General features: G+C 41.0%; 12 protein-coding genes. 4 read left to right on the top strand and 8 right to left on the bottom strand.

The annotated features are described in order from the left end of the window. Nucleotides 1-184: 184 nt before the first annotated feature. Nucleotides 185-1,084 carry an endonuclease/exonuclease/phosphatase family protein gene (locus L4C54_RS12155; RefSeq protein WP_428808403.1) on the top strand — a complete coding sequence of 300 codons (900 nt, stop codon included), beginning with the start codon at nt 185-187 and terminating at the stop codon, nt 1,082-1,084. Nucleotides 1,085-1,110: 26 nt separating this feature from the next. On the opposite strand, the gene L4C54_RS12160 is transcribed toward L4C54_RS12155, so the two are convergent. Then, the gene (locus L4C54_RS12160; RefSeq protein ID WP_428808404.1) at nt 1,111-1,575 is read right to left on the bottom strand and encodes a DUF6691 family protein; all 465 of its coding nucleotides are present in this window, start codon (nt 1,573-1,575) and stop codon (nt 1,111-1,113) included. Continuing rightward, nucleotides 1,575-1,997 carry a YeeE/YedE family protein gene (locus L4C54_RS12165; RefSeq protein ID WP_428808405.1) on the bottom strand — a complete coding sequence of 141 codons (423 nt, stop codon included), beginning with the start codon at nt 1,995-1,997 and terminating at the stop codon, nt 1,575-1,577. Before L4C54_RS12165 ends, L4C54_RS12160 begins: the two co-directional genes overlap by 1 nt. Before the next feature lie 298 nt (nt 1,998-2,295). Between L4C54_RS12165 and L4C54_RS12170 the strand changes: the two genes are divergently transcribed. After that, on the top strand, nt 2,296-3,948 hold the full coding sequence (locus L4C54_RS12170; protein ID WP_428808406.1) for an FAD-dependent oxidoreductase: 1,653 nt from the start codon (nt 2,296-2,298) through the stop codon (nt 3,946-3,948). An 81-nt stretch (nt 3,949-4,029) separates the two neighbouring features. Here L4C54_RS12170 and phaC read toward each other — a convergent pair whose 3' ends face one another. From phaC to L4C54_RS12195, 5 genes are all read right to left on the bottom strand, one after another. Continuing rightward, nucleotides 4,030-5,838 (bottom strand): class I poly(R)-hydroxyalkanoic acid synthase, encoded by a 1,809-nt coding sequence (phaC, locus tag L4C54_RS12175; RefSeq protein WP_428808407.1) that lies wholly within the window; start codon nt 5,836-5,838, stop codon nt 4,030-4,032. Nucleotides 5,839-5,895: 57 nt separating this feature from the next. After that, nucleotides 5,896-6,243 carry a phasin family protein gene (locus tag L4C54_RS12180; protein ID WP_428800386.1) on the bottom strand — a complete coding sequence of 116 codons (348 nt, stop codon included), beginning with the start codon at nt 6,241-6,243 and terminating at the stop codon, nt 5,896-5,898. 39 nt (nt 6,244-6,282) lie between these two features. Continuing rightward, nucleotides 6,283-7,488 (bottom strand): acetyl-CoA C-acetyltransferase, encoded by a 1,206-nt coding sequence (locus tag L4C54_RS12185; RefSeq protein ID WP_428808408.1) that lies wholly within the window; start codon nt 7,486-7,488, stop codon nt 6,283-6,285. Nucleotides 7,489-7,497: 9 nt separating this feature from the next. Continuing rightward, nucleotides 7,498-8,238, bottom strand: a complete 741-nt coding sequence (locus L4C54_RS12190) for an SDR family oxidoreductase (RefSeq protein ID WP_428800388.1) — start codon at nt 8,236-8,238, stop codon at nt 7,498-7,500. A gap of 711 nt (nt 8,239-8,949) precedes the next feature. Continuing rightward, nucleotides 8,950-10,209 (bottom strand): DEAD/DEAH box helicase, encoded by a 1,260-nt coding sequence (locus tag L4C54_RS12195; RefSeq protein ID WP_428808409.1) that lies wholly within the window; start codon nt 10,207-10,209, stop codon nt 8,950-8,952. Between the two features lie 298 nt (nt 10,210-10,507). On the opposite strand from L4C54_RS12195, the gene L4C54_RS12200 reads away from it, so the two are divergent. Continuing rightward, complete coding sequence (locus tag L4C54_RS12200) at nt 10,508-11,713, top strand: aromatic amino acid transport family protein (RefSeq protein ID WP_428808410.1); 1,206 nt, start codon at nt 10,508-10,510, stop codon at nt 11,711-11,713. A gap of 42 nt (nt 11,714-11,755) precedes the next feature. On the opposite strand, the gene L4C54_RS12205 is transcribed toward L4C54_RS12200, so the two are convergent. Beyond that, the gene (locus L4C54_RS12205; protein ID WP_428808577.1) at nt 11,756-12,211 is read right to left on the bottom strand and encodes an Lrp/AsnC family transcriptional regulator; all 456 of its coding nucleotides are present in this window, start codon (nt 12,209-12,211) and stop codon (nt 11,756-11,758) included. A gap of 154 nt (nt 12,212-12,365) precedes the next feature. On the opposite strand from L4C54_RS12205, the gene L4C54_RS12210 reads away from it, so the two are divergent. Further along, nucleotides 12,366-13,313: a DMT family transporter gene (locus L4C54_RS12210; protein WP_428808411.1), complete on the top strand. Its 948-nt coding sequence runs from the start codon at nt 12,366-12,368 to the stop codon at nt 13,311-13,313. Nucleotides 13,314-13,367: the final 54 nt, after the last annotated feature.

A 13,367-nucleotide genomic window follows, 5' to 3' on the forward strand; every position in this document is an offset into this window, starting at 1 on the left:
AACGCGAGAGTATTGATTTGGATCAAGAAAACGTGATGCCTGTTCAAGATCAATTCGATCTTTTCTCCTCACTTCTCACTTAGAAAAGAAACGATGAAATAAGTATGTTTTATGAAAATCACACTTGATTTTTTTATAACACTGGTAGAATAAAGGCTCTGATTGGATTCACAGTAACTATTGTATGTATCTTAACCATCTACTTCGAATATTCATCACTGCAGCGATTTTTCTATCGTTTTCTATTCAAGCTGAAAAACCATTAAAAATTGCGAGCTGGAACATTGAATGGTTAACCTCGCACCCAAGTCCTAATATTTCTTCATCATTTCGATCCTCAGATGATTACAAAAAAATTGCCCACTATTATTCAATGCTAGGCGCCGATGTTTTAGGCTTCCAAGAAGTCAATGATATTGATGTGATTAAAGGCGTCGTCGGGAGTGACTATACGATCTGGATTTCTGACCGTTCGTTGCTAGAAAACAAACAGCATCAATTTCATGACATAAACCAATACACTGGATTCGCTGTTCATAAAAAATTTGCTGTTACATCAATGCCAGGTATACGCTTGGAATCGACAGCCACAAGTAAACTCCGCTTCGCATCGTACATAGTACTCGGGCCTAACACTGCCCAACCCATTCATATGCTATCAGTACATTTGAAAGCGGGATGTATTGCGAAGTATAGAAATAATAAGAGTTGTAGGCGGCTCAAAGCGCAAGCAAAGCGTTTGAACCTTTGGATTAGAGATCGAGAGTTAGATAATGAAGCATATATAATTCTAGGTGATTTTAACCATAATCTTAGCTACCCAAGTGACTGGATGTGGGCACAGTTAACCGTCGATACTCAGGCGGCACTAGCAAGTGCAGCAACCAAGCCAGATTGTAAAGTAAAGTCACGTAAACAACCCGAAGAAACCTTTCAGTATCGATCAGTCATTGATCATGTTGTAATCAGTAAAACGTTATCATTTACTGTTGCCAAACAGCAACTCTACGAAAGAGAAGACTTAATTAAATATCACCTGAGTGATCACTGCCCTGTTGTATCCGAGATACATTATCGCAAGTAGCCAATAGTACTGTTTCTAGTCTAAAGCTATTCGTTCTGCTTGCGCGCCCCAACAAACGGTAACGGCAATCGACCACATAAGTATTGTTTCGCCAAAGTGATGCCCACAAACATGCTCAATACAAAAACAAGAATCACATTTGAACCACCTGAAATACTGCTTACTGCGGGACCAGGGCAGATTCCGGCAATTCCCCAACCTAACCCAAATATGACTGAACCAGTAAGCAATGTAGAATCTATTTTAGGTTTTACTGGCCAATTAAATTTAGCGCCATCAATTGCTGCTGTCCGCTTTTTTATCACTAAATGGTAAAACGGTGTGAACACCATAAGCGCACCACCCATAACAAAGATTAAACTTGGATTCCATTGACCAGTTACATCTAAAAAGGCCAAGACTACTTCAGGGTCAGCCATGCCTGATACAATCATCCCAGAGCCAAATAACGCTCCAGAAATAAGGCCCACAACGATATTTGATAGATTCATTACATCCACCCCATCATTCGTTTAAACATTACAACAGAAATCGCCGTAGCCATAAATGTTACAGTAGCAACGATAGAACGCATGGAGAATCTCCCCATTCCTATAATACCGTGTCCACTTGTACATCCATTCGCTATTCGAGTCCCAAAACCGACTAAGACACCCGCTATAGCAATCGTTACTAAATTATTGCCTGATACATCTGGAAGTTGGAAATCAAACGGAGCTACTATATATGCACTGAAAATCATCCCTACGACAAAAGCTGCTCTCCAACTTGAATCATGTTTTTTTAAGGACAACAGTCCACCAACTATGCCGCTAATGCCTGCAATTTTCCCGCTAAACAACATCAATATCGATGCTGATAGCCCTAACAACATACCACCAAACAGTGCTTCCAAAGGAATGGAAAAAACCATACATCACCTCTAACTATAATAACTTTCTTATTTAAGCACCCTAGCGCTAGCTACGGTTCAACTTATTAATTCGGTATTTTTGAAGTATATATGCAAACTAAAAATTAGCAATCACTAATTTAGCGTATTGACATGTACAAACACAGACATTAGCATGTCCTAAAGTAAGATGTTTCTTGTTGGGCTTAATCAGTAAACAAACCGTACCCTGTTATAGTGAATGGTCGGTAATAGATTGTTAATATGTTTGCGATTTATCATCAAGACATAAAAAATCAAACGTAATTCGGAGAAAGTAATGACTAAGATCTTAATTGTTGGCGGTGTAGCTGGCGGTGCTTCCGCAGCTGCTCGTGCTCGTCGTTTGAGTGAAGACGCCGAGATTGTGATGTTTGAACGAGGACCATTTGTATCGTTCGCAAACTGTGGACTTCCGTACCACATAGGTGGCGATATCAAAGAACGTAGTAAGTTACTATTACAGACACCTGAGAGCTTTCTTGCACGTTTTAACGTTGACGTTCGTGTATTGAACGAAGTCACTAGTGTCGACCGTTCAAACAAGACGATAACAGTTAAAAACCTATTGGATAATAGTGAATACAAAGAATCTTACGACTTCCTTCTGCTTAGTCCAGGAGCAGGTCCGATTGTTCCTCCTATCCCTGGAATTGATAACCCGCTTACTCACTCACTGAGAAATATTCCAGACATGGACAAAATTCTCACAACCCTAGATCGTAATAAACCACAACATGCTACGGTTGTTGGTGGCGGATTTATTGGCTTAGAAATGATGGAAGCCTTTCATCAACAAGGTATCAAAACAACACTTGTTGAAATGGCGGATCAAGTCATGACGCCTGTTGATCGGGAAATGGCAGGCTTTGCTCATAATGAAATCAAAGAAAAAGGTATCGACTTAAAACTTGGCGTTGCCCTTGAGTCTGTCGAATATAAAGATAACTCTCAAAGCCTTTTACTTACCTTAAATAATGGTGAGCAAATAGAAACTGGCATTTTAATTATGGCGATCGGTGTGCGCCCTGAAACAACACTAGCATCGGAAGCTGGTCTTAAAATTGGTGAGCTTGGCGGTATTTGGACCTCTCCAACTTTGCAAACTAGTGATCCTTTTATCTATGCAGTCGGTGATGCGATTGAAGAAAAAGACTTCGTAACTGGTTCACAAACCATGGTTCCATTGGCTGGCCCTGCAAACCGTCAAGGTCGCATGGCTGCAGACAATATGCTTGGTGGTCAAGAAACCTATCAAGGCACGCAAGGTACAGCGATTTGTAAGATTTTTGACCTTGCAATAGCATCAACAGGGAAAAGTGAAAAGCAACTTAAACACGAAGGTACCGACTACGAAAAGGTATTCGTTCATACGGCAAGCCATGCCAGCTACTACCCTGGTGCAGAAATTGTGTCGTTCAAAATGCTGTTCGATCCAAAAACTGGAAAAATATTAGGCGCACAGGCTGCTGGGAAAGATGGCGTTGATAAGCGTATAGACATTATGGCAGTCGCTCAACGTGGAGGTATGACGGTAGAGCAACTTCAGCACTTGGAACTAACTTATGCTCCACCGTACGGAAGTGCTAAAGATGTGGTCAATCAAGCCGCGTTTGTTGCTACAAATATCATGAAAGGCGACGCTACACCGATTCATTTCGATGAGATTGATCACCTAAATGAAAACCAACTACTATTAGATGTCCGTAATCCGGGCGAGCTATTAAAGGTCGGCTTCATCGAAGGTGCGATTAATATTCCAGTCGATCAACTGAGAGAACGTTTAGATGAATTGCCAAAAGACAAAGAAATTGTCATCTATTGCCAAGTAGGGTTACGCGGTAACGTCGCCTATCGCCAATTAGTTAATAATGGATTCAAAGCAAAGAATTTAATTGGTGGGTATCGGACCTACAAGACGGCACAGCTGTAATATGTAATTGAGAGTAATTAAAATAAAATGAACACCTGTCATGGTGTTCATTTTTATTTTCAAAGGCAGATTAGCTGGGCGTTAAGCTGTTTCTTCTTTTACTTCATTTTCAGTTACTTCACTTTTCACCGGTAATACTTGTTTTACATAATTCCCGGGAGCCGTTCGAATAGCTGGATTGATTTCTGAGCCTTGAGAATAGGGTTCGACCTGATATTCTGGGTTAAATGTTAACAACCATTGATGCCAATGATTCCACCAAGAACCCTCAGTTCGAGTCGCATTCGATAGCCACTCTTCTGGTGAATCATCTAGATTATCATTCAACCAGTAACCATATTTGTTTCTAGAAGGGTGATTAACGATGCCGGCAATATGACCTGATTCGCCCAGAACAAAGGTCTTGTTACCTCCAGATTTCAACGCTCCGCGGTAAGTCCCCTGCCAAAGTGCAATATGATCTTCTTTGGTCGAAATAAAATAGCTCGGTATCTTTATCTTATTAAGGTCAATCCATACACCGCCAATTTTCACACCTTTATCTTGAACCAATTTATTTTCAAGATAGCATTGTCTTATCAGGAAGTTATGGCATGGCGCTGAAACATTTGTACTATCACTGTTCCAATACAACAGGTCGAAATCTACCGGACTATTACCTTTCAGATAATTATCAACGTAGTAATTCCAATACAAACTGTTTTCTCGTAATAGACTGAACGTTACACTCAGAGATCGGCCGTCCATATAACCTTTAGCACTGTTCTGTGCTTCTAACGCACTCACTATGGTTTCATTAATGTACGCCCCGACTTCGCCAGGTTGCGAAAAGTCTAACAATGTCGTAAAGAATGACGCAGATTTAATGCGTTTTTTCATTCGCTTAGCAGCGTAGTAAGCAACTGTTGATGCTAACACTGTACCACCGATGCAATACCCCGCAGCGTTAATCTGCTCTTGTCCGGTGATCTCTTCAATTGCAGAGACGGCTTTAACAACACCTTCTGTAACGTAATCACCAAACTCTACATGCGACTGCTCTTGACCTGGGTTTCGCCATGACATCATAAAGACGGTATGCCCTTGCTCGACTAGCCAACGCATCATGGAATTTTTTTCACGCAAATCCAAAATATAATATTTATTAATGAACGGCGGAACAATCAGCAAAGGCGTGGCATTAACAGTCTTAGTTAATGGCTTATATTGGATTAGTTCGAACAATTCATTTTGAAAAACAATGTCACCTGGTGTATTTGCAACATCATCGCCAATACGAAATGCATTATTATTGGTCATACGAACTTTTAAAATGTCCGCACTAGACTCCATGTCTTCATTAAGCTGCTCTAAACCTTTAAGCAGATTTTCACCATTTTGTTCAAGTGTTAGCTTCAACAATTCAGGGTTAGTCGCAATGAAGTTGCTTGGAGATAATGCGTTTATCGCTTGGCGAGAGAAGAACATGATGCGTTCTTTCGTTTTTTCATCAACGCCTTCAATACTGTTTACAGTATCAAAATACGTTTTGCTAAAAAGCAGGTACGACTGCTTTATAAAACTATAAAAGGCATCATTTTTCCATGCTTCATCAGAAAAGCGCTTATCACCCTTTTCTGCTTCAAGAAAACTTTTTGAATTGCCTTCTAAAGCAACATTTTGCCAAATTTGAAGCTGCTGCTCCCACCATTGGGTTTGCAACTGAAGTAATGCGGCTGGTTGATTTGCAGCTTGCTCAAAGAACTTTGCTGAATCTTCAAAGTTTACTTCTTGCATCGCCTTATTAAGGGGAGAGTTAACGGCTTCCTTGTTGAGTTCAAGATCCTTCCACCACTGTTGATTGGTTTCTTGGAGTTTTACAAGGTAGTCCGAAAAGAAGTGTTGGAACATGATTTCTACTCCTATCTTCGGAAAAAAGCCGCCTAATTAAAGGCGGCAAGGGCTGTGCTATGCAGGAGTTACAGTTTTAAGATTTTCCGTAGTCATCTGATCAACGTCATCTTTAAACTCTTTTGCAATATTTTGAATCTTATTGCTGTCATCTGTCAGTTGCTGAGACAATTTAGTCATTGCAGACAGCTGTTGACCGCTAAATGCTGTTAGAGAAGTTACGTCGCGAACTTCACTTGCAGCTTTCATTTGGCTGATACCCATTTCGCTATAAGTACGCATTGCGTTTAGCTGGAGCTCAGTCAACACTTCAATATTCTTAGTCACTAGCTTATTGAATTTTACATAAGGCTGTAGAGACTGTTCAGTTTGGTCTGTGAATGATTTGAAAAAATCTGTATACATGGTCTTGCTCCTAAATAAAGGGAATATTCCGTTTAACAACTAGATTGATTTAACTATGACAGCCGTGCCCATGCCGCCACCTACACAAAGCGAGGCGACTCCATATTGACCACTTCGTCTATTTAGTTCGTGTATAAGAGTTACGAGGATACGATTTCCTGAAGCTCCTAATGGGTGACCAAGTGCAATTGCACCGCCATTTACGTTGGCATTATCTAAAATAGATGATGCCGAAACTTGATGTTCTTTCGCCAAAGAGTGCACAACACCCAACGCTTGAGCCGCAAATGCTTCATTAAGCTCATAGAGATCAATATCGCTAATGCTTAATTGTGCTTTTTCCAACGCTTTTGTGACCGCTTTAACTGGCCCTAGCCCCATCAATTTTGGGTCTAAACCTGTTTGCGCATAACTTGCGATTTCTGCGATTGGTTCAAGGTTGTACGTTTTTACTGCTTGTTCTGACGCTAACACCAATGCACTCGCACCATCGTTAATGCCTGATGCGTTACCTGCTGTTACACTGCCTTCTCTATCAAAAGCTGGACGAAGTTTTTCTAATCCGCTTAGAGTGGCTGTTGCCTTAGGGTATTCGTCCGTATCAAAAACGATAGTTTCTCTGCGTTTTTTTACATCAACTGGTACGATTTCATCCTTAAACACACCACCTTCAATTGCAGCAACTGCTTTTAGTTGGCTTGCCAATGCAAATTCATCTTGCTGCTGGCGACCAATAGAACATTCTTTAGCGACATTCTCAGCGGTTACACCCATGTGATACTGATTAAATACATCAGTTAAACCATCGTTAATGAGTAAATCCGTCAAATTTAGGTTACCCATTTTATGACCATCACGTACCGAAGCAGGGACAGTAAATGGAATTTGCGACATTACCTCTACGCCTGCCGCTACCACAACTTCGGCATCACCAGAACGTATATGCGAAACTGCATCCATAACAGATTTCATTCCGCTGCCGCACACCATATTTAGGCTATATGCAGGGACACTAGAAGGAATTCCAGCATATATCGCAGCTTGTCTACCGACACTCATACCTTGCCCAGCACTGATAACGTTACCAACGATCACTTCATCAACGTTTTGCGCCTGTATGTTTCCAGACTCAAGTGCACCTTTTATTGCTATAGAAGCAAGTTTTCCAGCTGTTATATCTTTAAGACTTCCACCAAATGAGCCGAGGGGGGTTCTTTTCGCTGCTACTACAAATACTCTTTCCATCATTTCACCTTAGTGCATGTATAATCCGCCATTTACCGATAATGTTTCACCGGTAATGTAGGCCGCTGCATCGCTTGCTAAAAAGCTAACTGATTCTGCTATTTCTTCTGGGGTAGCCAAACGCTTCATTGGAATCTGAGCCTTAATTGAATCAAGGACTTCAGGTCTCATTTGTTCAACCATTGGGGTTCCCGTATAACCAGGAGCAACAACGTTAACTGTCACACCACTACGAGCACCTTCAGCGGCTAATGCTTTTGAAAATCCAATCATTCCAGCTTTTGCTGCTGAATAGTTTGTTTGGCCGAACTGACCTTTTAGTCCGTTTACAGAAGAGATGTTAACGATACGACCGCCACCTTTCTCACACATAGAAGCGAAAAGAGGTTGAGTCACATTGAATAGGCTATTTAGATTGGTGTCGATCACATCACGCCATGCTTCCAAAGACATCTTCTTAAATTGACCATCTTTAGTAATACCGGCGTTGTTGACGACTACATCAATGGTTCCTTCTTCTTCTAAAAGTTGGCTTAAACGTTCTGCACACTCCGGTGCATTAGTAACGTCCAACTCGAATAAGCGAACATCTTCTTCAGTAAACCCTTTTTCGGTAAACCACTCTAACGCGCACTCATAATTACCCGTGTAATATGTAGCAATTACACGAAAACCATCTTCGACGAGTTTAGAAGAGATCGCGGAACCTATTCCGCCTTTTGATCCGGTGATCAAAGCGAGCTTTTTCATTGGGGACTCCATTCTTAACAGCAATATATAAGCGTATTTCAAATGGTGCATGCAATAGCACCAACTAACGTGTTTAATATTTTGATTCTTTCTTAGTTGAAGAACCTTTCTGTTAATTAATCTAAGCCTGTTTTATTACAAATAAAATACTATTTATTTTTTAAGATCCATAAAGTTGAACAAGATCCCACTTATGATGAAATGTTAAAGGCATGTTAAACACAGTAAGCCATTGATAATAAAGCTATTGTTACACTTATCATCAAGAAATTGTTTTTGCTAAGTTATTGATTTGTAATGGGCATTGGTCGTGTAACAAACGCGTTGCAACATTTAATGTAATTTCAAAGCTATTAATTCCAGCTCACATTATTGATAGGTATGTCATTATTTAAAGTTGATTTCAAGGTGCACTAAATTAATTCATAACTTTAATAAGATGCATCGTTTTAGGGCAATAAATATATGTAAGGTAATAATTTAAATATCGTCATTTAATTGTATAACGATATAGATATGTAAAATATTTATGTGATCGGATATTTTATCAATATTACCTATTGGTAATAATTCAAATATTGAAATGGTTATCAATTACAAAGTAGGTGGGGTGTGAGAGGTATTAGCAATTAATAGAGTAATATGAGAGCAAAAGTATTCATGACCAAAAGAGCACCTCTTGGCCATGAATGTAGAGGTTTGAATTATGTGCTATTTGCGCTTGCCACGACCCGCATGTATTTTCATCTTCGCTTTCATTTTTTGTTTCTCTGAAGAGCGTCCACGCTTCTTGGGCGTATGTGCATTAACAACTTCCTCATTCAAACTCGGTTCAAATCCCTCTAACCACTCTTGTGGTAGATGGGTATCAAGTAGCTCTTCTACCGCTTTTAGTAAGTAGTCTTCATCGCGGCTCATTAATGACACAGCTAACCCGGTTGCACCCGCGCGTCCTGTCCTTCCGATACGGTGAACGTAATCTTCAGCTTTGTATGGCAGATCATAGTTAATGACCTGCTCTAGCTGCTGAATGTCTAGACCACGGGCAGCTACGTCAGTAGCGATAAGAGCGCGTACCTTCCCAGACTTAAAGTCATCTAGCGCTTTCTGACGAGCACCCTGACTTTTATCTCCATGAATTGATGCCGCTTTTATTCCATCTAACTTGAGTTCTTTAACTAGCGCGTCGGTACCCTGCTTTGTTTTTACAAACACGAGCACTTGTTGCCAGTTTTTTGAACCAATCAAGAATGCCAACAGTTCACTTTTACGCTTTTTATCGACTGGATACACAATCTGCTTCACGGAGTCAGCGGTGCTATTTGATGGTGATACCTGCACTTCAACAGGATCAGCCATCATTTTATGTGCAATAGCTTTAATCTTGTCATCAAATGTTGCGGAAAAGAATAATGTTTGACGTTCGTCATTCATGCGATTGAGGATTCGCTGAATATCAGGCATAAAGCCCATGTCTAACATTCTGTCCGCTTCATCAAGCACCAGCACCTCTGTCTGACTCAAAACAATGTTTTTGCAAAATAGATGATCTATTAAGCGACCTGGGGTCGCGACTAGAATATCCGCGCCACCCTTTAGATTGGTAGTCTGCACATTCATGCTCGTGCCACCGTACGCCGTCACGACTTTAATATCGGTATCTATTGCATAACTTTCTATGTTGTCAAAAACCTGCTGAGCTAATTCTCTAGTTGGGACCAGAACTAATGTGCGAACAACACGGCTATTCATTTCTCTGTTCATGGGATTATCGAGAAATCGTTGAATAATCGGTAAGCCAAAAGCTGCTGTTTTTCCAGTACCCGTCTGAGCACCAGCTAATACATTCTTCTTAGCGAGAACGTGAGGAATGGCTTGTTGTTGTACCTCGGTAGGCTGTTTGAACCCGAGCTTTTCTACAACACCAACAAGCGAAGATGAAAGACCTAAATTTTTGAAAGGATGCGTCATGTTTTGTACCCACTATTAAACTCGCGCGGATTCTATCAGAACAAACCTACGAAAGCAGGTAATTGTGAATGTTGTGGCGTTTCAGGTTTATTGTGTTTTCTGGAATTTAGCCCATAAAATCCACGAGAACCAATACGTAAACATTAGTATACACGAGTGGATATTCTGCGTTACAAAAAGCTTGCCTTCCAAAGTCAAATACTACAGAATTCAAACCCAACAGACATATAACCTAACAAAGTAGCAATTGTGCAGTTACATACACCACAAGAGCAGCTCCGTACAAAAAAGTATACACATGAAAAACTCAAAGATATTTGGTAGTACTCTGATTATAGCCGGCACTACGATTGGTGCTGGAATGCTTGCTCTTCCTATTGCTTCTGCTGGGATAGGATTTTCCACATCGCTAATGATCATGCTTGGTTTATGGTTTCTGATGGCTTTTACTGCATTGTTAATGCTTGAATTGCACCAACATGCCGATAGTAAAGCGACACTTCACACCCTTGCAAAACAAATACTTGGCAAGAAAGGTCAGTTGTTGACTAGCTTCTCTATGCTGTTTTTATTCTATTCATTGTGTGCGGCATACATAGCGGGTGGTGGTGCACAGTTCTCAGATCGAATCACGTCTTGGACAGGGTTAGACATAAACCCACAGATAGCGACCATATTATTTACCTTGATTGTTGCGGTAATCGTGACTTTTGGAACAAGTACCGTCGATAAAGTAAACCGAGTTTTGTTTATCACTAAATTGATCACCATGGTGGTCGTACTTAGCTTCTTAGCTCCAAATGTTACCCAAGGCTACCTGCTCAGCATGCCTATTCAACAAGGTTTCGTAATCGCCGCTATCCCTGTGATTTTTACGTCATTTGGCTTCCATGGAAGTATTCCGGCTGTCGTAAATTATTTAGACGGCGATACACGATCACTGCGAAAAGCAATTATTCTTGGCTCTTCAATTCCATTAGTTATTTACATCTTTTGGCAAATCGTCACTTTAGGCGTTGTGAGCCAAGAGCAGTTAATTGAGAACTCAGGCTTATCATCACTAATCAGTGAACTCGCCATCACTGTGCAGCAATCAAATATCAGCCAAATTGTCGGTATTTTTGCAGACCTAGCACTGCTCACCTCTTTTCTGGGTGTAAGCCTAGGTTTGTTTGAGTTTCTAGCGGATTCGGTAAAAAGCAAGACGAATAAAGTCAACCGAAGCTTTGCAGCTTTGATTACCTTTACTCCCCCACTTGGTTTTGCTCTTTTCTATCCTCAGGGCTTTATCATGGCACTGGGTTACGCAGCGATTGCACTAGCAATCCTCGCCATTTTCCTGCCTGTATTAATGGTATATAAAGTTAGAAAATCTAACGAATACCAAGCGGATTACCAAGTTTTCGGTGGGCAGCCCGCACTCATCATCACAAGTGCTGTTGGTGTCTTAATAGTTTCAGCTCAACTAGCGATCAGTGTTGGTTTATTGCCTGCTCTTGGCTAATTTAAACCACTCAGCGTTTAGCTCTCTAATAAGAAACGCTGCCTAGATTAATATCGGCAGCGTTTTTCCTTGTTTTACCTGACGAATCGCTAAGTGCGTGTGAATGTCTTTCACTGTTTGGATTCTCTGCAGGTAACGGGTAAATTGCTCATAACCTTCGAGGTCTTTTGTCACAACTTCCAATAGATAATCATACGCGCCAGAAACAACATGGCAGTTAATCACTGCATGAGTATCATGCATTGACTGCTCAAACGCATCGATTGAATTCGCTTGATGGTTATTCAAACTCACTTCAACAAAAAAAGTCATTCCTATCCCTAGCTTTGACTTATTGAGGCGGGCGTTGTAACTGTCAATTATTCCGTTGTCTTCCAGCTTTTTTAAACGTCTAGCGCACGGGGAAGCAGAAAGCCCCACTTGGTCCGCTATTTCGGCAGTAGGTAATCTCCCTTGCTGTTGTACTAAATCTAATATACGACGATCTATCCGATCCAATTCCATCAAATACCACCCTTACGCTCGATTAGCTCAATATTATCAATTTACGCGCTATATATCGTCACAGAATTATCACTTCGATACCGTAAACGACCGAAACATGCGTAAAGTTTAAGGGATAATAGTACTTATTAACAAAAATGTAACGATTATGTTTTCTGGATACCTAGCGATCATCACAACCATCTTGTTGTGGTCCGGCTTTTTCTTATCACTAAGAGGCGGAGCGATATCAGCACTTACCCCTGCTGACATGGCCTTAACTCGATTTCTTATCCCAGCATTAGTGCTGCTACCGATTACGTTCTATTCAAGGAAACTGATTTTCTCAGTACCAAAACGGTACCTTGTTGGAATGGTTGTTGGCGGAGGGCTTCCTTACCTTCTAATAGCGGGACTCGCCATGAATTATGCAACTGTTTCTGACGGCAGTGCACTGGTACCGGGCACGCTTCCTTTATTTGTTTCTGCTATTGCGGTTTCACTTTTCGCACAACCACTGAGTCAGCATCGTAAAATCGGGCTCGTCATGATTGTTCTCGGCATTTCACTGTTCTTATGGTCTGGCATTTCTGAGGCTGAAACAACGCTTGTACAGGGTCATGTCCTATTCTTATTCGGCAGTATGATGTGGGCTATTTTTACCATTTGCGCTCGTATCGCGAACCTTCCGGCTTTAGTATGCGCTGGTTTGATTTCGCTCGTTTCATTTGTATTGCTGTTGCTACTTATAGTAACCAATTCGATTGAAAGCTCTTTGTTCGTATTCGGTAGTGGGCAATCTTGGTCGTCAAATATAGAGAACTGGCCATATCAAGAACTCTTTGGTCATTTGTTACTTCAGGGAGTTGGAGCAGGCTTGATCGCGTCCTTTACCTATTTGCACGCTATCTCAAAATTAGGCGCAGAACGAACTGCAGCCTTTGGCTCACTTACTCCCGTCATTGCCACACTTTTGGCCATTGTTATCTTTGGAGAAGTACCGCCGGTAACGACATGGGTGGGGTTGGTCTGTATTTGCACGGGAAGTATTGTCGCAAGCAATGTGTTCATGCGTGAGGATGCCTCTTTGGCTTACCAACCACCTAAACACTCATAACTATTGCAGCCATCACTTTAACTAAACGAAAAAGTGATGGCTAATTTTTTTAAA

The sequence above is a fragment of the Vibrio lamellibrachiae genome (assembly GCF_050337265.1).
Lineage (GTDB): Bacteria > Pseudomonadota > Gammaproteobacteria > Enterobacterales > Vibrionaceae > Vibrio > Vibrio kyushuensis.

Excerpts from the sequence above, each read along its gene's own strand:
- L4C54_RS12195 (WP_428808409.1), bottom strand. The coding sequence starts at position 10,209 with ATGACGCATCCTTTCAAAAATTTAGGTCTTTCATCTTCGCTTGTTGGT.
- L4C54_RS12185 (WP_428808408.1), bottom strand. The coding sequence starts at position 7,488 with ATGGAAAGAGTATTTGTAGTAGCAGCGAAAAGAACCCCCCTCGGCTCA.
- L4C54_RS12160 (WP_428808404.1), bottom strand. The coding sequence starts at position 1,575 with ATGAATCTATCAAATATCGTTGTGGGCCTTATTTCTGGAGCGTTATTT.
- L4C54_RS12155 (WP_428808403.1), top strand. The coding sequence starts at position 185 with ATGTATCTTAACCATCTACTTCGAATATTCATCACTGCAGCGATTTTT.
- phaC (WP_428808407.1), bottom strand. The coding sequence starts at position 5,838 with ATGTTCCAACACTTCTTTTCGGACTACCTTGTAAAACTCCAAGAAACC.
- L4C54_RS12165 (WP_428808405.1), bottom strand. The coding sequence starts at position 1,997 with ATGGTTTTTTCCATTCCTTTGGAAGCACTGTTTGGTGGTATGTTGTTA.
- L4C54_RS12210 (WP_428808411.1), top strand. The coding sequence starts at position 12,366 with ATGTTTTCTGGATACCTAGCGATCATCACAACCATCTTGTTGTGGTCC.
- L4C54_RS12200 (WP_428808410.1), top strand. The coding sequence starts at position 10,508 with ATGAAAAACTCAAAGATATTTGGTAGTACTCTGATTATAGCCGGCACT.
- L4C54_RS12190 (WP_428800388.1), bottom strand. The coding sequence starts at position 8,238 with ATGAAAAAGCTCGCTTTGATCACCGGATCAAAAGGCGGAATAGGTTCC.
- L4C54_RS12170 (WP_428808406.1), top strand. The coding sequence starts at position 2,296 with ATGACTAAGATCTTAATTGTTGGCGGTGTAGCTGGCGGTGCTTCCGCA.
- L4C54_RS12180 (WP_428800386.1), bottom strand. The coding sequence starts at position 6,243 with ATGTATACAGATTTTTTCAAATCATTCACAGACCAAACTGAACAGTCT.